This window comes from Lentzea sp. NPDC003310 (genome assembly GCF_040610935.1).
Taxonomy (GTDB): domain Bacteria; phylum Actinomycetota; class Actinomycetes; order Mycobacteriales; family Pseudonocardiaceae; genus Lentzea.
Genome location: NZ_JBEXNC010000015.1, coordinates 1 through 17511 on the forward strand (window position 1 = coordinate 1; position 17511 = coordinate 17511).

Genomic DNA, 17511 nt, shown 5'->3' on the forward strand with positions numbered 1-17511 from the left:
TGTACAAGCAGCGCAACGTGGTCGAACGATGCTTCAACCGGCTCAAACAGTTCCGTGCCGGCCCACCGCCGCCGCCCCACCGCCGCCGCCCCACCGCCGCAGCCGCCTCCACATCTGCCGCTTCCACCGCGCCGCCTCCACCGCTGCCGCCTCCGACACCGTGGCCACCAGCACTCAGAAGATGAGGTAATCTGGATGATGTCATCATCTCAACGGCGATCGGAGCGCGATGGTTCGGCTGACCAGGGTGCAGCAGCAGGCGCGCACCCGCGCCGCGGTGCTGGCGGCGGCGCGGGAAGAGTTCGCCGAACACGGCTTCGGTCCGGCGAAGGTCGACCGCATCGCCGAACGCGCGGAGCTGACGCGCGGCGCGGTGTACTCGAACTTCCCCGGCAAGCGCGCGTTGTACCTGGCGGTGCTGATCGAGCAGGTGGAGAGGTCCGCCGAGGACGAGCCGCGCGCCACCGTGTCGCCGATCTCGAGGGTCGACGCCCTCGGCGTGTTCGCCCGCACCTGGCTGGAACGCCTACCGCTGGTCGGCGACCCGGCGGCGGGCGGGCGGCTGCGGGCGCGGTCGCTCGACGGCGTCTTCGAGGACGATCGCGGTCCGGCCACCCTCGCGCAGTTGGCGCGGTTGGAGGCGTTGCTGCTGGCCGTCGCGTTGGAGCGCGGGGCGCCGATCCGGCAGGTGCGGCTGGCCGAGCTGGTCCTCACCACGTTGGCCGGCGCGGGTCATCTCGCGGCGACCTCGCCTGGGTTCGGTGATCCGTTCGACGTGGCGCACGCGTGCCGGCACCTGGCCACCATCGACCTGGACGACACCTGGGCGCCGCCGCACCTGCCGTACGTCACGCCGGCCCACACCTGCCGGGACTCCTGGGCTCCGCCCGCGGAAGTGGTGGACCTGATCAGCGGTGAGCCGGTCGACCTCGGAAACGGGCTGCTGGTCGTCCTGGGCGCGAACCGGTTGGGCGCCGCCGAGGAGGCCGTCCGGGTGGCCAGGTCCGGTGAGCAGGTGACGCTGGCGGTCGTCACCGGCGACCCCGAGGAGACCGGTCGCCTCGTGCGCCTGCGTTTGACGGACGCCGTCGGGTGCCTTCGTCGGGTGTTCGCCGCGGAGACCTGGCGGCACCTGCGACTGGTCCTGGACGACGGCGCGCTGGCGGCGTCGATCGGGTTGCAGGACGTCGGCGACGAGACCGAGTCCGCGGTGGGTGTGCGTGACGGTGTGATCGTCGCCCGTGCCCACGGTCGTGGTGCGGGCCACGCGGTCGGTGCGCGCAAGGCGGCCACGCCGTGAGCGGCGACCTGCTGGTGCTGCACGCCCTGCGTTGCGTGGGCACCGCCGGGCTGTCCAGGGTGGCGTCCTTCAGCGGGTTGTCCGAGTCCGAAGTGGAGTCCGAGCTGATCGACCAGGCGGTGGCCGGTCTGGTCACGCACCACCGGGACTTCGGCGGCTGGACCCTGACCAACGCGGGCCGGTCCGCCACCGCGTCCCGCATCGAGTCCGAACTGGACGGCGCCGGCGCGCGGCCGGCGTTGGCCGCCGCGTTCGAGGACTTCCTGGTCCTCAACCCCGAACTGCTGGACCTCTGCACGGCCTGGCAGATCCGCGCACCCGGCGGCGTGGTCAACGACCACGGCGACGCCGCCTACGACGCCAGGGTGCTGGTGCTCTTCGCCGACTTCCACGCCCGCGCGGTGCCGGTGATCGCGGCTCTGGCCACGGCGCTGCCCAGGTTCGCCCGCTACGACCTCCGCCTCGCCGACGCCCTTCGCCAGGTGCGCCAGGGGGAACTGGGCCGGCTGGCCGACACCGTCGACTCGTACCACGCGATCTGGGCGGAGCTCCACGAGGACCTCCTGGCCACGCAGGGGATCTCCAGATGGAGTGGCTGAAGCACCTCTCCGCCTCGCTGACGGACCCGCCGGAGCTGATCGGCGGCAAGGCGCACGGTCTGGTGCTGCTGCACCGGCTCGGGTTGCCGGTGCCGGCCGGGTTCGTCGTCACCACCGAGGCCTGCCGGGCGTTCCTTGCCACCGGCGACCTCCCGCCCGGCCTGACCGACGAGGTGGCGTCCGCGCTGGCGACCCTGGGGCCGGCACCCGTGTCGGTCCGCTCCGGGGCGGCGGTGTCGATGCCCGGCATGATGGACACGATCCTCAACCTGGACCCCGTGTCGGCGGCGGTGGACGGGGCGCTGAGGTCGGTCTTCGCTTCCTGGAACACGCCCAGGGCCCGCACCTACCGCACCCTGCACGACATCCCGCACGACGCGGGCACCGCCGTGATCGTCCAGCGCATGGTGTTCGGCGACCGCGACCACCGCAGCGGATCGGGAGTCGCCTACAGCCGGAACCCGTTGACCGGCAACGACATACCGTCAGGCGAAGTCCTTTTCGGACACCAGGGAGACGCTGTCGTCTCCGGCCGGGCGCTCACCGACCCCCTCGCCTCCCTGGCGACTCGGGAGCCTGGGGTCTGGCGCGACCTGGTGGACGCCCTGGCTCGCGTGGAGCAGCACTACCGGGATGCCTGCTACGTCGAGTTCACCTACGAGTCGGGCGAACTGTGGCTGCTCCAGGTCCGTCCGGCGAGGTTCACCGGTGTCGCCGCCATCCGGCTCGCCACCGACCTCGTCGCGACCGGCGCGATCACCCGAGCCGAAGCACTTCTCCGCGTTGCTCCGCACCACCTGCGGCAGGCGCGGGTCCCTCGGATCGCTCCGGATGTTCACGTCATCGCACGCGGCTTGGGCGTCTGCCCCGGAGTGGCGACGGGCAGGCTGGCGGTGACGGCCGACGAGGCGGTTCGCATGGCGGCAGGCGGTCCGGTGGTGCTGGCGCGGCCGGAGACCTCGCCCGAGGACATCCGCGGCCTGGCGGCGGCCACCGGCATCGTCACGGCCCGCGGCGGCCCGGCCAGCCACGCGGCGGTGGTGGCGCGTTCGATGGGCAAACCGGCCGTGGTCCGGGGTGGCCGACCTGGTGGTGGGCACCGACTCGATCGTCCTGGGCGGGAAGGTCCTGGGCGTGGGCGAGGAGATCACCCTCGACGGGGCCGGCGGCGGTGTCGTGCTGGGCACGCCGGAACTCGTGACGGCCGGAACGGACGACCACGTGGAGCAATTGCTCGGCTGGGCGGACGAGGTCTCGGGCGAGGTGTCGCGGAGGGGAGGGGAAGAACGGCTCGAAGCCGCGCAGGCCGTGCTCCGGCGGAGGGGCGTCTGAGCGCGTCCCGCGTTCGGATGCGCACGACATCCGAACGCGTCAGGCGAGGTCCTCGAACGAGTCCTCGCCCGTCGTCGGGTGCAGCACGAGCGTGCCGCGGTCGAACTCGATCCGCAGGCCCGTTCCGGTGGCCTCCTCCGTGCGCACCACGGTCGCGGAGATCAGTGAACGCAGAGCATCCGCATACCCTGGGCATCCGTCCGCGAACGTCTGGTTCAAGATCGCCACAGCGGGCATGGTGTCGCAGTGCAGGACGGGCGTGTCCTGTGTGGGGCCGTCGAAGTGCAGCTGGACGTGGTCCATCACGAACTGCACCGAGTACAGGCGGAACCCGACCAGCCGGCCGAGCAACCCGTCGGGTTCGTACCCCACGTGTCAGCTGCCTTCCGCCGGATCGTTCCACGCACTCTTGCCCTCGACGTTCCGCCGCGGGACGCCGTCCACCTCGACGCAGATCCCGAAGACCCGGTCGCGGGTGGTCCAGCCGTTGATCCGGCCGCGGTTGTTCCCGATCTGCACCCGCTGTCCGGCGACCGCGGTCACCCGGTGCAGGTACACCGTCCCGGCCACCCGCACCAGCACGATGTCGTCGACATCCAGTGTCGCGGTGTCCAGCGGAACGACGGTCACCAGCTGACGACTGCGGATCAACGGCACCATCGACGAACCGGTCGGGCGGAACCGCACCTTCTCGCCGCGCGCGACCCGAGCCGCGACGGCGTCCAACATCCCCATGCGGCGCAGCCTCGACGACGAACCAGTTCCGCGCAACGCGATTTCGTCAGCTTTGACCTACGCGTAGTCGATGGACAGGTGGGCGAAGCCGTGCGACTCGAACAACGCCTTGCCCTCCTTCCCGAACGGGTTGCCGCAGTCGACGACCACGACGTTCGCCAGTTTCGGGCACTCCAGCAGCGCCTCGACGTTCACGATCCGCTTCGAGTTGAGGACGGTCAGCTGGACCAGGTCGGGTAGCGCCGTGAACACCGCGCAGTCGATCTCGGCGCGGACCCCGTTGAGGCGCAACGCTTCCAGCGTCGGAATCGCGGCGATCCGGTCGACCGGGAAGTCGCGCCCGGTGCCCCCGATCTCCAGCACGCGCAGCGGCGCCGCCAGGTGGTCGACGACGTCGACGTTCTTCAGGTCCGCCAACTCCAGGTGCCACAGCGACGGCAGGTTCTCGAGCTGCCGCAGCACCGCTGCGGCCCCGCTCACGTTGGTGCGCAGGAACTCGAGCGGCGGCAGCGGGCCGACCACCTGGGGCAGGCGCGGCGCCGTGCAGGAGGTGACCCACATCAGCGCCCGCAGGCCCGGCAGGGCGGTGTCGGCGGCGAGCGGGGCCGTGGGCGCCCGGCCGTCGGCGTTGTGGACGACCAGGGACTTCAGCGTCGGAGACGTCAGGTCGGCCACGAGCGGTGCGGGCAGCGTCAGTGACCGGAGGTTCACCAGATCCGGCAAGTAGGCGGGCAGCACCGCCCTGCTCAGCTGGGCCGTGGTCGGGCACAGGGCCAGGCTGCGGATCCGCGCCACGTCGTCGGGTCGCGGCCGCCCGCGCCACGGGATCCGGACGGCGCCGTCCTCGGTGAGGTGGTCGCACTCGTCGGCGTTGCCCACGCAGAAGATCCCGTCACCGTCGAACGGGCCGAGGTGCCGCTCCCGGCTCGCGCCGAAGACGTCCACAGTCATGCCGTGATCATGCACGCCGAATTCAGGAACGTTCGTTCTTGACTGATCGTTCCTGAAAACTCTAGGGTGGTGGCATGGGACGACGGCGGTCTTTCGACGTGGACGAGGTCGTGCAGGCGGCCGCGGAGCTGTTCGCCCGCCGCACCTACGACGGCGTCTCGATCGACGACCTGGTGAAGTGGGTCGGGGTGCACCGCAACAGCCTCTACGGCGTGTTCGGCAGCAAGCGCGGCCTGTACCTGGCCGCGCTGCGCCGGCACGTCGACCAGGAGGTGCGGCCGGACCTGGCTCGCGCCGCGCGGTCGGGTGCGGCGCCGACGTGGGACCTGCTGCTGCTCGCGGCGGTCGATCGGGCGCCGGACGACTCGGAGGTGGCCGAGCTGGTGTCGTCGGTCTTCGCCGAGCTCGACGCGGCGACGGGGGAGCCGGCCGCCACGGAAGCGTTGCTGGGCAGGTGGTTGCGCGAGCGACCCGCTCTCGGGCGCGACGTCCCAGTCGAACACGACGCACCGGAATCGGTGCCTGCGAAGGAGATCTGACATGGCGGTGGTCAGCGTGCAAGGCCAGGACCTGGTGGTGGAGATGGAGGGGCTCGACAAGCTGTGGGCGCTGAAGAGCAGGTTGACCATCCCGCTGGCGAACGTGCGGGGAGCGACGGTCGACCCGGGCATCCTGGGTGAGCCGAAGGGGATCCGGGCGCCGGGCACGCACGTGCCCAAAGTGATCACCGCCGGCACGTTCCACCACGAGGGCGAGAAGGTCTTCTGGGCGGTGCGCGACGCGCAGAAGGCCGTGGTGGTGGAGCTGGCGGACGAGACCTACACCCGGCTGGCGGTCGAGGTCGACGACCCGCGCGCCGTGGTGGCCATGGTCGAGAAGGCGACGGGCCGGTGATCGTCAAGATCGCCGCGGTGCTGGCGGCGGTGGCTTCCACCGTCGTCGCGGCACAACCCGCTTCGGCCGGGTTCGGCGCTTGGCTGCCGGCGCACGACGAGGAGGTGTCCTTCGTCGTCGACGGCACGACGACCTACGGGACGTTGCACGTGCCCGCACGGCGTCGCGGAGAACGGTTGCCCGCGGCCCTCCTGCTGCCCGGCAGCGGACCCACCGACCGCGACGGCAACCAGCCTCCGGCGCTCACGCCGAACACCCTCCGCGACCTGGCGGGTGTGTGGGAGCGCGACCGCGTGGTGACCCTGCGGTTCGACAAGTACGGCACCGGCCGCACGGGACTGGGGGAGTGGGCGCAGCGTCCCCAGGAGCTCGACTATCCGGCGTTCATCCGGCAGGCCGCGGCCGCCCGCGACTACCTGCGCGGCCGGGTGGAGGTGACGCCACGAAGGGTGGCGCTCGCGGGCCACAGCGAGGGCGCGCTGACGGCGCTGGTGCTCGCCGCGGACGCGCCTCGCGGCCGGCGTGCCGCCGCACTGGTCCTGTTGCAGCCGTTGGCGTTGCGGATGCTGGACGTGCTCGCGACGCAGCTGCACGACCAGACCGCGCAGCTCGTCGAGTCGGGCGGTATGTCCGAAGAGGACGGTCGTGTGGCGGACCGGGCGGTCGACGCCGCCGTGGCCGACCTGCGCGCGGGACGTCCGGTCGGCACCGCGGGCCTGCCGCCCGCGCTCGCGGCGCTCTTCCAGGCGCTGGCGGGGCCGAGCCGCAGGTTCGTCACCTCCGTCGACGCGGTCTCCCCGCCCGACGTCGCGCGCCGGCTGCCGCCGATGCCCGTGCTGCTGACCTGCGGTGAGCTGGATCCGCAGGTGCCGTGCGCCATGACGGACGAGCTGGCGTCGGTGACGGGCCACCGCGTGGTGCTGCCCGGCGCGGGACACGCGATGACCACCGCCGACGGCACGTTCTCGCCGGTGCTGATCCGCAGCCTCTTCGCCCTGCGGTGGTAGCGGACGCGGCTACCGGAGCTGCTCGTCGGTGTAGTACCCGGACTCCACCAGGACCTTGTGGTAGTTGGACTTGTCGACGCTCACCGGGTTCAGCAGGAAGGCCGGGACGATCTTCACGCCGTTCTCGTAGTCGTTGAGGTTGTTGAGCTGCGGCGGTGTCCGGCCCTTGAGGACTGCCTCTGCCATCGACGCCGTGGCCGTCGCCAGCTCGCGGGTGTCCTTGTAGATCGTCGAGTACTGCTCGCCCGCGATGATCGACTTCACCGAGTCGACCTCGGCGTCCTGGCCGGTCACGACGGGGTAGGCGGGGCCGTAGCCGTTCGCCTTCAGCGAGGCGAGGATGCCGAGCGAGATGCCGTCGTAGGGCGAGAGCACGCCGTTCACCTTGATGCGGCGGTACGCCGTCGTGAGGATCTCGTCCATGCGCTTGCGGGCGGTCTCGCCGTCCCACCGCAGGGTCGTCACGGCCTGGAACTCCGTCTGACCGCTGCGCACCACGAGCTTCTTCTCGTCGATGTAGGGCTTGAGGGCGGACATGGCGCCGTTGAAGAAGAACGCCGAGTTGTTGTCGTCCGCCGAGCCGGCGAACAGCTCGATGTTGAACGGGCCGGGCGCGGGGCCGGGGCTGCCGTCGGGGTTGCGCAGTCCCAGCCCCGTCAGCAGCGACTCGGCCTGGTAGATGCCGACGCGGAAGTTCTCGAACGTCGCGTAGAAGTCGACGTTCGGGCTGCCGCGCAGGAGCCGGTCGTAGGCGATCACCGGGATGCCGGCCTCCGCGGCCATCAGCAGCGGCTGGGTGAGCGCCGAGCCGTCCACCGAGGCGATGATCAGGAGTTTCGCGCCCGCGGAGATCTGGCCCTGGACCTGCTTGATCTGCGTGGCCACGTCGTTCTCCGCGTACTGCAGGTCGACCTTGTGCCCCCGCGACTCGAGGTCGCGCTTGATGTTCTCGCCGTCGCTGAGCCAGCGCTGCGACGTCGTCGTCGGCATCGTCACGCCCACGAGAGCGCTCTCAGGCTGCTTGACCTGCTGTCCGGCTGCGGGTGCGCCGCAAGCCGCCACCAGCAGGGCTATCACGGGCACCACGAACTTCGGCGAACGCATCCCCGACTCCTCGTGCGGCTCAACATCGTTGTTGACGGTCGCCACGGGTTCCGGGGCAGGCCGAAGGCTCAGTCGTCGTGTGACCTGGGCCACAAGCGGATGTGGACGTTAACAACTGGCCGTGCGGAGATCAAGCGGGTGACGCGGAACAGTGGCCGGGTCATTGGAGGTCCGAATGGCTGGGCGTGACGCCCGCCAGCACCGTGATCACGACCCGGCGCACCGACTCGGGCGCGGCCTGCTCGGTGAACTGCAGGTGAGCCGCCCCGATCAACGTCGGCGCGAGCACGTCGACGTCGGCATCGGCAGCGATCCGGCCGCGGTCGCGCTCGGTCCTCAAGTAGCCGGCGATCACCGCCGTGAACTCGCCGACCAGCGGGAGCCGGGAGGCACCGGCCTCCCGCAGCCGGCGGCGGAGCTCGTCGCGCGCGATCACCAGCACGACGACCGCCACGGCGACGGGGTCGAAGCCGGTGGTCAGCGCGGCGGTCAGGTTGTCGACGACGCCGCCGGGTGCCGTCCGCAGGTCCTCGGCCAGTGCCTCGACCTGCGCGATGCGCTCCAGGACCAGCTCGGTGAGGAACGCGTCGAAGTCGGCGAAGTGCCGGTGCAGCACGCCTTTCGCCACGCCCGCCTCGGCGGTGACCGCCCGGCTGGTCAGCTCGCTCGCGCCGTCGCGGACCAGGACCCGCGCCGCGGCGTCGAACAGTTGCTGACGCGGGTCGCGCAGCGCCACTCCAGTCGGCACCCGGCCTCCTTCTGCTCCGAGCGGACACCATACCGTGAGTGGGCGCTTGCCCATTAGAGTGGGCGCATGGTCATTCAACCTCCTCACCAGCATCGACGGGTCGCCGAGTCGTTCGGCGTCGACCCCGGGCGGTACGACCGGACGCGCGCGGAGTACCCCGGCGCGGTGATCGGGCGGATCCCGGGTTCGCGGGTCCTCGACGTCGGGTGCGGCACCGGCATCGTGGCGCGGCAGCTCCGGGCCGCCGGGCACGCCGTGCTCGGCGTCGAGCCCGACGAGCGGATGGCCGCCTTCGCGCGGGGGACCGGTGTCGAGGTGGAGGTCGCGACGTTCGAGGCGTGGCAACCGGAGTGTCGCGCGTTCGACGCCGTCGTGTCCGGAACGGCGTGGCACTGGGTGGATCCGGTCACCGGCGCGGCCAAGGCGGCGAGGGTTTTGCGGCCCGGCGGGGCGCTGGTGCCGTTCGGGCACGTCTACGAACTTCCTCCGGCCGTGCAGGAAGCCCTGACCGAGGCGTATCGGCGGCTGGCGCCGGACTCGCCGCTCGTCGCGCGCCCTGACGGGTCCATTGTGGACGCTTATCGCGGGCTGTACGACAGGGCGGCGGACGGGATCCGCGCGGCGGGCGGGTTCGGCGAACCGGAGGTGTGGCGGCACGACTGGGAGCGTGCCTACAGCCGTGCCGAGCTGCTGGACCTGCTGCCGACCTCGGGAGGTCTCACCACGCTCCCGGCCGACCGGCTCGCGGAGGTGCTGGCCGCGGTGGGCGCCGCGGTCGGCGACGCGAGCGCCGTCACGCTGGGGTACTCGACCTGGGGCCTCACCGCGATTCGCCTCTGACGTGGACTGGCAAGCCCGTGATCAGGTCGGACAAACCCTGCCGTAACAACGGATGCGGGCCGCGCGACTGTGCAGAGGAGCTCGGGCGGCACGACCGCTGCACCGCGCTCGGCGAAGTCATCGGTGACCAGCGAGGTAGAGATCAATGACCATCGAGCCGGTGCCGGCGAACCCCGAGTGGACGGCGTCCTGGAACGCCGCCGTCCACCTGTACCGGCACCTCGTGGCGGGCGGTGTACCCGGCGAGGTGGCCACCTCGTTGCTGCTCGCGCCCGGCGAGGCGACGTACGCCGACCTTCCTCTCGGCTATTCCCGTTTCTACGGAACGGATGTCACCTACCAGCACTCCAGCAGCTTCTTCCTCGGCTCGCCGTTGTTCGTGGCGGCGGGCCTGGCGGCGAACGCGGTCGGCAACAACATCGCCCGGCAGCGCGCGGTGAACCAGGCCGCGCCCCAGTGGCGGGAGCACTGCGCCGCCCGCGTGGTGGTGACGAACTACTGCGTCATGTCCTTCGTGCACGGCAGGTGGCTGCGGTTCGCGTACCCGCACGTCGTGGACTTCAACGCGGACATGCTCGGCGGTGTCTGCTACCTGATCTTCGACGAGGCCGAGCCGCTGCAGCTGGCCGGTCCCCAGGTGCCCTGGCTCGTCGTCCTGCTGTCGAGCTTCCTGTACGGCCCGGACCGGCTGCCGACGCTGCCCTTCCTGCAGAGCATCGCGCGCGCCTGACATGATCGGGATGTGACCTGGAAAGCGATGACGCCGGTGGAGGCGTGCGACCTCCTGGAGTTCTGGGAGGACGCGCCCTGGCCGCTGACGCGCGACCAGGCGCAGCAACGGGCGTTCGACGGACTCGGGTGGACGATCGAGGTCGAGGACGGCGTTCCCCACCTGATGAACACGGTGTCCGGCTTCACCGTCCCGGATGTCTCGACCATCGGAAGCAGGGGCGACCTGTCGTACCTCCGGTTCGACGTCGCCGACCTGATCCGCGAGATCACCCCGGCGTCGAGGCGGTTCCTCGGCGACGCCTTCGCTTTGCTGGTCCGGGAAGCGGAGACGCGCTGGGGCACGCCGGCGCTGCGCGACTTCGCGGAGAGCTCGTCCGCGACCTGGGACACCGCGTCCGGCGCGCGGATCTCGTTCACCCTCGGGAAGAGGGGTCTCCGCGCGATGTTCGAGACACCTCAGGGTGTCGAGCTCGACCGGAGGGCCGGAGAGCGATGAGCACGGACGACCGCCTCCCCGCGCCCGGACGGTTCGTGCGCTACCGCGACGTCGACTACCGGCTGCAGCACCACGCCGGCAAGTGGTGGATCTCCGCCGGCCACGCCGTCGACGAGTCCTTCACGCAGAGGGACCGCCGCTCCTTCGCGCGGTATCTGGCGCATGATGACGTGCTGGAGTGCTACGACCTCGCCCGCCCCGGCACGTACCGGGGCATGGCCGTCGTGGTCGTCTCCACCGCACCGGGCGGCTACTGGGTGACCACCAAGGACGCGCGGGCGCACACCGAAGGCTTCGAGCGGACCGACCACCGCAGCCCGTGGGAGAAGCAGGTCGCGGTCGACGACCCGGAGCTGCGGTTCACGACCACGCGCACACCGGTCCCGATGCCGTGGAAGGTCGCGCACGAGTGGGGCCGGTTCACCGAGAGCCTGACGGACGCGTTCCGCGACGTGACCGACGGCGTGTTCCTCATCGTCCACGCGGCGGCGGACCCGAAGCGCTACGTGCAGTTCGCCGGAGCACCCGACCGGCTCTACGCGGAAGCGCCGGGCAAGGACGTGGCGGCGGGCGCCGACGAGTTCCAGCTGCGCAGGTTCGACTGGGAGGAGCCCGTCGTCGCGCAGCCCAACTGGACGTCGTCGCTGCGGCGCCCCGCGCTCACGACCGAGTTCGCGCGGCTGGCGCGCGCCTGCGTCGCCGCGCTGCACGAGGCGTACGGGATCACGTACCCCGCCGAGCTGACGTACCGCGCCTGGTCGCAGCCGTACGGCGCCCCGGACACCCCGGTGAAGTTTCCCGTCCTCGGTCTGGACTGATCCCTTCCGCGGTCACCCGTCTGCGGGAGGGATCAGGGTCTCGAAGAGCCGCCGCAGGGTGGCCTCGAGCGTCTTCTCGTCGGTCCCGTTCAGCGCGCTGCTGCCGATCACCTTGCGCAGCAACCAGAACCCGGCGATGACGGCCAGCACCACGGCCGCGCGGTCGGTGCCGCGCGTGTCCGGTGCGACCTCGTGCACGTGCGCCTCGACGTGGCGCTCGATGTTCTCCCGCAGGATCTCGGCCGCGCGCGGGTTGGCCGCCGACCGCAGCAACAGCAGGAACGGCGACAGGTCGTCCGCAGTGGGAGAGGTGCGGCGCACCAACGCCGCGGCGATGTCGCGCGCCAGGGTCGCCGGATCGCCGCCGAGCACCGTGCGATCGGTCATCGACACCTCCGCGACCTCGGCGAAGAGCCCTTCCTTCGACCCGAAGTAGCGGTTGACCAGCATCGCGCTGACCCCGGCCGACTGGGCGATCTCACGGACCCCGACCCCGTCGAAGCCGTACCTGGTGAACGCCTCGACGCCGGCGCGGAGGATCGCCGCTCGGGTGGCGGCGGCATCTCGGCGGTGTGCGGAACTCATGTATACGAGTGTAGACTTCAAGCGAAGTATACGACTGTAGACTTGTGGAGAACGTGGTGGAACTGAACCTGAAGGGCAAGCGAGCCCTGGTCACGGGGTCGAGCTCGGGTCTCGGCGAGGCGATCGCGAGGCTGCTGGCGGCGGAAGGCGCGGACGTCGTCGTGCACGGCCGCGACGAGGCCCGCGCGCAGGCCGTGGCGGCGGACGTCGGTGCCGTCGCGGTGGCGATCGGCGACCTCGCCACCGACGCGGGCGCGGACGCCGTGGCCGCGGTCGCCGGGGAGGTCGACGTGCTGGTCAACAACGCCGGCGGGTACGCCCACACCGGCTGGCAGGACGCGACACCGCAGGAGTGGCGCGACATCTACGAGGCGAACGTGGTCTCGGCGGTCCGCATGATCCAGCGACTCACCCCCGGCATGCGCGCCCGCGGCTGGGGCCGGGTGATCCAGATCGGCGGCGGGCTCGGCTCGCAGCCGATCGCGATCCAGCCCCACTACAGCGCGACGCTGGCCGCCCGGCACACCCTCGCCGTCTCCCTGGCGCGCGAGCTGAAGGACACCGGCGTGACGTCGAACGTCGTGTCGCCGGGCGCGATCATGGTCGACTCGGTGGAGAAGTGGCTGACGGCGCAGGCGCCGGCCAACGGGTGGGGCGAGAGGTGGGAGGACATCGAGCGCAACGCCGTCGCGTCGCTCGTGCCCAACGACGTCGGCAGGTTCGGCAGGCCCGAGGAGATCGCCGCGGCGGTGGCCTACCTGGCGAGCCCGTACGCGGACTACGTGAGCGGCGCGACGATCAGGGTCGACGGCGGCACGGTCCGGTCGGTGGTCTGAGGGGGTGTCGCGGTGTCCCGAACCGGGTGCGAGGCCCCACCTGGCATCGGCCGGAACACCGCGACGGTCTGGAAACCGGTGTCAGGACTGGCCGGGCCGTTCGACGTCGCCCCGCCAGCCGCCCGTCTCGGTGCCGCCGTGGGCCTCGACGAAGTCCTTGAACCGGTCGAGGTCGCCCTGGACGCGGCGGTCGAGGACGCCGAGCTTGTCGGCGACGTTCTCGACGAAGCCCTCGGGGTCGATGTCCATCTGGACCGTGACGCGCGTGTGTCGGTCGTCGAGGCGGTGCACCGTCACGACCCCGGCGTGGTCGGGGCCGGAGTCGGAGCGCCACGCGACCCGCTGGTCCGGGTGCTGTTCGGTGATCGTGGCGTCGAACCCGCGGGTGACGCCGGCGATGGTGACCGTCCAGCGCGTGTGGGTGTCGTCGATCTGCTCGATCCGGTCGACGCCCTCCATGAACCGGGGGAACTCCGTGAACTGGGTCCACTGGTTGTAGACGCTGGTCACGTCCGCCTCGACGTCGACGGACTTCGTGATGGTGCTCATGAACGTGAACTCCCTGCGGTGGATGGTGGAGAGGTGGTCAGCGGCGGAGTCCGGCCACGCCGCACAGGGCGGCCCAGCACACGGCGAACCCCGCGACCTTCCAGCGCGCCGCGCGGTCCGGCAGCGTCGTGCCGAACACGGCGGCGTCGGCGAGGTCGGCGGCGACGCGCGTCAGCACCGCCGTCCGCAGGGGCGTGCCGGGCCGGGCGAACATCATCGCCGTGCCGATGGCCGTGTCCCGGGCGCCGATGGCGGCGATCAGCGTCCGCGTCGACGCGGGCACCCCGCCTCCGGGGGTGGTGAGGCCCGTCGGCTTGGCCAGGATCCGGGGTGAGACGACGAGCGCCGCGCTGTAGGCGGCCGTCACCGCGCCCAGCACCCTCGTCATCGTCACGCCGGCGTGCTTCTCGGACATGTCGGCTCCTCCGCGTGAACGTCGCTGTCGACTCAGCAATACCCGCAAAATCGACTCAGAAACGATCCATATTCCGGTCGCGCTGTCTTGTCGCAGGTTCGTGCGCACCGGACAATGCGGACATGGGGGAGTGGAAGCGGGTTGTTCCGAGCGGCGAACTGTCGGGTCACGTGTTCATGGCGGCCGCGTCCGGCGGGTTCCTGGTGCTGGTGGTGGCGGCGGTCGTGCTCGCCCCCGGTCCGGTCGAGTCGTGGTCGGGGGTCCTGTCGGCCATGGCGTTCTGCGGTGGGCTGTCGGCACTGATGTGGAGGGCCGCGCGCGCCGGTGTCCACTTCGGACCGCGCGGTGTGCTGATCTACCACGCGACCAGGCGTGCCGAGCTCGTGCCGTGGGACGACGTGGTGCGGTTCGAGCCGCGGGAGGTGCGGCTCGCGCAGGTCCCGGTCAAGGGGGCGGTCGTGTACCTCGTCCAGCCGATGGGCGACCTGCTCGAGACACCTCTCACGCGGTCGGTCGGCGCCGGCTGGGACCGGGCCGCTTACTCCTGGAAGCTCGAGGTCGTGCTGACCGAGGCGGAGTTCGCCGCGGCGGTGGACCAGCTCAACGCCGCGCTGTGGCACTACACCGGACGGACCTGAGGCAGCGGGGCACGGCCGTCCTCGACCGTGGTGAAGAGGTCGCCGAGCTCCTCGACCCGGACCAGCACCTCGTCCGCGGTGAACACCAGCTGCCCGGGATCGGCGCAGCCGCGCACCTCGTCCCACGTGACCGGCGTGGCCGCGGTCGGGTGCTCGCGGCCGCGCAGGGAGTACGGCGAGATGGTGGTCTTGGCGGGGTTGTTCTGGCTCCAGTCGATGAAGACCCTGCCGTGGCGGCGGGCCTTCGCCATGGTCGCGGTGACCTGCTGGGGCGTCGCCCGTTCGAACGCCGTCGCGACGGCCTTGGCGTAGGCGGAGGGCGCCCCCGCGGCGGAGACCTCGATGCCCGCGTAGACCTGCATGCCCTTCGAACCCGAGGTGGTCGCCACCGGCACGAGCCCGTCGGCGACCAGGACGTCGTGCAGGCGGTCCGCCACGCGGCAGCAGTCGACGATCGTCGTGCCCGGACCGGGATCGAGGTCGAACACGAGGCGGTTCGGCAGGCCGCGGTTCCCGTCCTCGACCGTCCACTGTGGAACGTGCAGCTCGAGGGCCGCGAGGTTGGCCGACCACACGAGGGCGGCGAGCTCGTGGAGCAGCGGGTAGCGGATGATCTCGTCGGCGTCCGCGCCGCGTCGTGACCCTCCGCTGCGCAGCGGCACGGTGGGCAGCCAGTCCGGTGGGGCGGCGTTCTTCTGGAAGAAGCTCTGCCCGTGCACGCCGTCGGGGAAGCGCACGAACGTGACGGGCCGGTTCGCCAGGTGCGGCAGCAGGACCGGTGCGATCCGGCTGTAGTAGGCGATGACCTCGCCCTTGGTCGTGTCGTCGGGGTACAGCGGTTTGTCCAGGTTGGACAGTGTGAGCGTGCGGCCGCCCGCGTCGACCGTCACGCGGGTGCCGATCTCCGTCTTCGGCGGCGGGCGGCCGGGCAGGGGCGCCGTCACCTCGCCGACGTCGCGGTCCGCGCGCAGGCCCCGCCACGCCGTGTGGCGCAGCCGACCGTCGTCGCCGCGGGTGAACTGGCGGAACCGGACCTCGCCGACGAGCACCGGCTCGACCCAGCGGGCGCGGGCGACGTCCTCGCGTGGCGGTGCGCTCGCGAACGGGTGACCGGCGCGTTCGAGCGGCCGCAACCGGTCCCGCAGGTCGTCGCGCTCCTGCCGGGTGAAGCCGGTGCCGACGTCGCCGAGGTAGACCAGGTCGCCGGTGTCCGGGTCGTGCGCGCCGAGCAGCAGGCCGCCGACCGTGCCGGTGAACCCGCTCTGGCCGGGCCGCCAGCCGCACACGACGACCTCGCGGGTCTGCACGAGCGGGTGCTTGCACCACAGGTCGGACCGCTTGCCGGGCAGGTACGGGGAGTCGAGCCGCTTCGCCACGAGACCCTCGTGGCCTTCCGCGGCGACGTGGTCGAGGAGCCGCTGGGGCGTCAGGCGTTCGGCGGCGAGGTCGTCGGCGGTAAAGGACGGCACTACCGAGATCCGGAACGGGTCGGGCATCGGCAGCTCGGTCAGCCGTCGCCGCCGGACCTCGTAGGGCTGGTCGAGCAGGAGCCGGTCGTCGCGCAGGAGGTCGAAGGCCAGGAAGCGGACCGGCACGTCGTCGAACGGGTCGGCGCGCTGGGCGGTGCGGTGCTTCTGGAAGCGGCCCCGGCGTTGCTGCAGCAGGCCGAAGTCGATCTGCCCGGCCTCGTTGTAGACGACGACCTCGCCGTCGAGCACCACGGCACGCCCTCGCAGCGCTTCGGTGAGCACTCCGGCGAGCTCGGCGAACTCGAGCGTGAGATCCAGGCCGTTGCGGCTGGTCAGCGCGGTGGTGCCGTCGGCCGCCATCCGCAGCGCGGCGCGGTACCCGTCGAGCTTGTACTCGTACGCCCACCGCGGACCCTCGCGGAGGCGGCCGCCGTCGGGCTTGGCCAGCATCGGGTCGATCCACGCGGGCACGGAGTCGTGTGCCACGGCGACCTCCGACCCCGGTGTGTTGCCTGCTCACCAGGAATCAGAAGGTAACCCGAACGGCCTAACTCCGCCCGGCGGTCCTCAAGCGGGCCGGCGGTGCGCCGCGTGCAGGCACGCGCCAGCCGCCGCGATGACCCCACCGCCGAAAACCAGCACGAACACCCCGGTGACGAGCCCGAGGAGGAGCACGGACACGCCGATCAGGTCGATGGCCAGGCGCACCCGGCGGCTGTTCAACGGCAGCGGCGCGGGGCCGGACGAGACGACGCGGTCGAGAGCGGTCGTGTGCGTGGACATGCTGCCTCTTCGGGGCCGGATCGGTCGTGGCGACACCGGCTACCCGGTTCGGCGATTTCCACACCTGAATCGGCGCGCGTCACCTCTTCCGGCGGTTTAGCCGTTTTCGGCGCGGATCGGCGGGCCTGCATCGTGACCATATGGCGCATGACCACGACACCGATCTACGACGAGCTGTACGCGAAGTACGTGGCCGGCCCGTCTCCGCGCGAGGACGTGGCGTCCGTCGCGGGCGCCGTCACCGCGGCTCAGGCGGTTCCGTTCGCGGACGCGCACCAGGTCCCGCTGTGGCCGAGCGAGGGCTGAGACCGGATCTTGATGGTTGATCCGCGCGCCCGGTGGGCATCCCGGCGTTCCAAGCCGTGATCACCAGGACTGCCTGCTCGTCGCGGCTCACTCGTGCAGAAAGCGAAAACGGTGCGATTCCAGCAAGTTGTGCGTGACGGCGCGAACGGTGTCGGCTCGGCGTCCGACGCCACCTCGGCGGCGCAGGGGCTCTTCAGCCATCCGGACGTGGACAACGGCGGAACTCGGTTCGGTGCGTCGTCGCGGGAGGTCGGGTGGTCGCACGGTGACCTGTTCCGCGAGCCTCCGGCGTTCTCCTAGGACGGTTGCGCTCTTGGGGCGGTCGCGTCGCGGGGGCGGGGTGTGAGTCCAGCCGGATTTGTGGGGCGTGGCTG

General features: G+C 71.5%; 24 protein-coding genes and 1 pseudogene. 15 read left to right on the forward strand and 10 right to left on the reverse strand.

Translation table 11 applies throughout. The annotated features are described in order from the left end of the window. Positions 1-229: 229 nt before the first annotated feature. The 4 genes and pseudogenes from ABZX02_RS29100 to ABZX02_RS29115 all read left to right on the forward strand — a co-directional run bounded on the left by ABZX02_RS29100 (position 230) and on the right by ABZX02_RS29115 (position 3231). Entirely contained in the window at positions 230-1300 is a 1071-nt protein-coding gene (locus ABZX02_RS29100) for a helix-turn-helix domain-containing protein (RefSeq protein WP_355302667.1), read from the forward strand. Further along, positions 1297-1899, forward strand: coding sequence for a transcriptional regulator (locus ABZX02_RS29105; protein WP_355302669.1), 603 nt, complete (start codon positions 1297-1299; stop codon positions 1897-1899). Before ABZX02_RS29100 ends, ABZX02_RS29105 begins: the two co-directional genes overlap by 4 nt. Then, positions 1887-2915: pseudogene (locus ABZX02_RS29110) on the forward strand (PEP/pyruvate-binding domain-containing protein); the annotation flags it as partial. The gene ABZX02_RS29105 and the pseudogene ABZX02_RS29110, both read left to right, overlap by 13 nt. A 61-nt stretch (positions 2916-2976) precedes the next feature. Next, positions 2977-3231 (forward strand): hypothetical protein, encoded by a 255-nt coding sequence (locus ABZX02_RS29115; RefSeq protein ID WP_355302671.1) that lies wholly within the window; start codon positions 2977-2979, stop codon positions 3229-3231. Between the two features lie 39 nt (positions 3232-3270). Here ABZX02_RS29115 and ABZX02_RS29120 read toward each other — a convergent pair whose 3' ends face one another. Genes ABZX02_RS29120 through ABZX02_RS29130 form a run of 3 tightly spaced genes read right to left on the reverse strand, consistent with a single transcriptional unit; the run spans position 3271 to position 4917 of the window. Next, positions 3271-3603, reverse strand: coding sequence for a hypothetical protein (locus ABZX02_RS29120; protein WP_355302673.1), 333 nt, complete (start codon positions 3601-3603; stop codon positions 3271-3273). 3 nt (positions 3604-3606) lie between these two features. Beyond that, entirely contained in the window at positions 3607-3966 is a 360-nt protein-coding gene (locus ABZX02_RS29125; protein ID WP_355302675.1) for a hypothetical protein, read from the reverse strand. Between the two features lie 57 nt (positions 3967-4023). Then, positions 4024-4917, reverse strand: a complete 894-nt coding sequence (locus tag ABZX02_RS29130; RefSeq protein WP_355302677.1) for a hypothetical protein — start codon at positions 4915-4917, stop codon at positions 4024-4026. A 74-nt stretch (positions 4918-4991) separates the two neighbouring features. Here ABZX02_RS29130 and ABZX02_RS29135 point away from each other — a divergent pair, with 74 nt between their 5' ends. From ABZX02_RS29135 to ABZX02_RS29145, 3 genes are read left to right on the forward strand one after another with little or no spacing between them, the layout of a single operon-like run. Further along, the gene (locus ABZX02_RS29135; RefSeq protein ID WP_355302679.1) at positions 4992-5456 is read left to right on the forward strand and encodes a TetR family transcriptional regulator; all 465 of its coding nucleotides are present in this window, start codon (positions 4992-4994) and stop codon (positions 5454-5456) included. Between the two features lies 1 nt (position 5457). Continuing rightward, on the forward strand, positions 5458-5811 hold the full coding sequence (locus tag ABZX02_RS29140; protein ID WP_355302680.1) for a hypothetical protein: 354 nt from the start codon (positions 5458-5460) through the stop codon (positions 5809-5811). After that, positions 5808-6818, forward strand: a complete 1011-nt coding sequence (locus ABZX02_RS29145; protein ID WP_355302682.1) for an alpha/beta hydrolase — start codon at positions 5808-5810, stop codon at positions 6816-6818. Before ABZX02_RS29140 ends, ABZX02_RS29145 begins: the two co-directional genes overlap by 4 nt. A gap of 9 nt (positions 6819-6827) precedes the next feature. Here the strand turns inward: ABZX02_RS29145 and chvE are convergent, their stop codons facing one another. Both chvE and ABZX02_RS29155 read right to left on the reverse strand, forming a co-directional pair. Beyond that, the gene (gene chvE / locus ABZX02_RS29150; RefSeq protein WP_355302683.1) at positions 6828-7922 is read right to left on the reverse strand and encodes a multiple monosaccharide ABC transporter substrate-binding protein; all 1095 of its coding nucleotides are present in this window, start codon (positions 7920-7922) and stop codon (positions 6828-6830) included. A gap of 160 nt (positions 7923-8082) precedes the next feature. Beyond that, entirely contained in the window at positions 8083-8670 is a 588-nt protein-coding gene (locus ABZX02_RS29155; protein WP_355302685.1) for a TetR/AcrR family transcriptional regulator, read from the reverse strand. A gap of 66 nt (positions 8671-8736) precedes the next feature. Between ABZX02_RS29155 and ABZX02_RS29160 the strand changes: the two genes are divergently transcribed. The 4 genes from ABZX02_RS29160 (at position 8737) to ABZX02_RS29175 (ending at position 11556) form a co-directional block, all read left to right on the forward strand. Continuing rightward, entirely contained in the window at positions 8737-9510 is a 774-nt protein-coding gene (locus tag ABZX02_RS29160) for a class I SAM-dependent methyltransferase (protein WP_355302686.1), read from the forward strand. 145 nt (positions 9511-9655) lie between these two features. Next, the gene (locus tag ABZX02_RS29165) at positions 9656-10240 is read left to right on the forward strand and encodes a hypothetical protein (protein WP_355302687.1); all 585 of its coding nucleotides are present in this window, start codon (positions 9656-9658) and stop codon (positions 10238-10240) included. Between the two features lie 12 nt (positions 10241-10252). Next, entirely contained in the window at positions 10253-10738 is a 486-nt protein-coding gene (locus ABZX02_RS29170) for a DUF6301 family protein (RefSeq protein WP_355302688.1), read from the forward strand. Beyond that, positions 10735-11556, forward strand: coding sequence for a hypothetical protein (locus ABZX02_RS29175; RefSeq protein ID WP_355302690.1), 822 nt, complete (start codon positions 10735-10737; stop codon positions 11554-11556). The genes ABZX02_RS29170 and ABZX02_RS29175 overlap by 4 nt, the downstream gene beginning before the upstream one ends. Positions 11557-11568: 12 nt before the next feature. Here ABZX02_RS29175 and ABZX02_RS29180 read toward each other — a convergent pair whose 3' ends face one another. Further along, a complete protein-coding gene (locus ABZX02_RS29180; protein WP_355302692.1) occupies positions 11569-12141 on the reverse strand; it encodes a TetR family transcriptional regulator in 573 nt (190 codons plus the stop codon). Between the two features lie 56 nt (positions 12142-12197). Between ABZX02_RS29180 and ABZX02_RS29185 the strand changes: the two genes are divergently transcribed. Next, positions 12198-12977, forward strand: a complete 780-nt coding sequence (locus ABZX02_RS29185) for an SDR family NAD(P)-dependent oxidoreductase (protein WP_355302694.1) — start codon at positions 12198-12200, stop codon at positions 12975-12977. Between the two features lie 81 nt (positions 12978-13058). Here ABZX02_RS29185 and ABZX02_RS29190 read toward each other — a convergent pair whose 3' ends face one another. Together ABZX02_RS29190 and ABZX02_RS29195 are read right to left on the reverse strand one after the other, a co-directional pair. Beyond that, complete coding sequence (locus ABZX02_RS29190) at positions 13059-13526, reverse strand: SRPBCC family protein (RefSeq protein ID WP_355302696.1); 468 nt, start codon at positions 13524-13526, stop codon at positions 13059-13061. A gap of 37 nt (positions 13527-13563) precedes the next feature. Continuing rightward, complete coding sequence (locus ABZX02_RS29195) at positions 13564-13941, reverse strand: hypothetical protein (RefSeq protein WP_355302698.1); 378 nt, start codon at positions 13939-13941, stop codon at positions 13564-13566. A gap of 122 nt (positions 13942-14063) precedes the next feature. Between ABZX02_RS29195 and ABZX02_RS29200 the strand changes: the two genes are divergently transcribed. Further along, positions 14064-14579 carry a hypothetical protein gene (locus tag ABZX02_RS29200; RefSeq protein ID WP_355302700.1) on the forward strand — a complete coding sequence of 172 codons (516 nt, stop codon included), beginning with the start codon at positions 14064-14066 and terminating at the stop codon, positions 14577-14579. Here the strand turns inward: ABZX02_RS29200 and ligD are convergent. Together ligD and ABZX02_RS29210 are read right to left on the reverse strand one after the other, a co-directional pair. Then, a complete protein-coding gene (ligD, locus tag ABZX02_RS29205; RefSeq protein WP_355303115.1) occupies positions 14561-16498 on the reverse strand; it encodes a DNA ligase D in 1938 nt (645 codons plus the stop codon). The genes ABZX02_RS29200 and ligD overlap by 19 nt on opposite strands. Positions 16499-16615: 117 nt before the next feature. Beyond that, positions 16616-16831: a hypothetical protein gene (locus ABZX02_RS29210; protein ID WP_355302702.1), complete on the reverse strand. Its 216-nt coding sequence runs from the start codon at positions 16829-16831 to the stop codon at positions 16616-16618. Positions 16832-16978: 147 nt separating this feature from the next. Between ABZX02_RS29210 and ABZX02_RS29215 the strand changes: the two genes are divergently transcribed. Continuing rightward, positions 16979-17137 (forward strand): hypothetical protein, encoded by a 159-nt coding sequence (locus ABZX02_RS29215; protein WP_355302704.1) that lies wholly within the window; start codon positions 16979-16981, stop codon positions 17135-17137. Positions 17138-17248: 111 nt separating this feature from the next. Next, positions 17249-17437, forward strand: coding sequence for a hypothetical protein (locus ABZX02_RS29220; protein ID WP_355302706.1), 189 nt, complete (start codon positions 17249-17251; stop codon positions 17435-17437). Positions 17438-17511 lie beyond the last annotated feature (74 nt).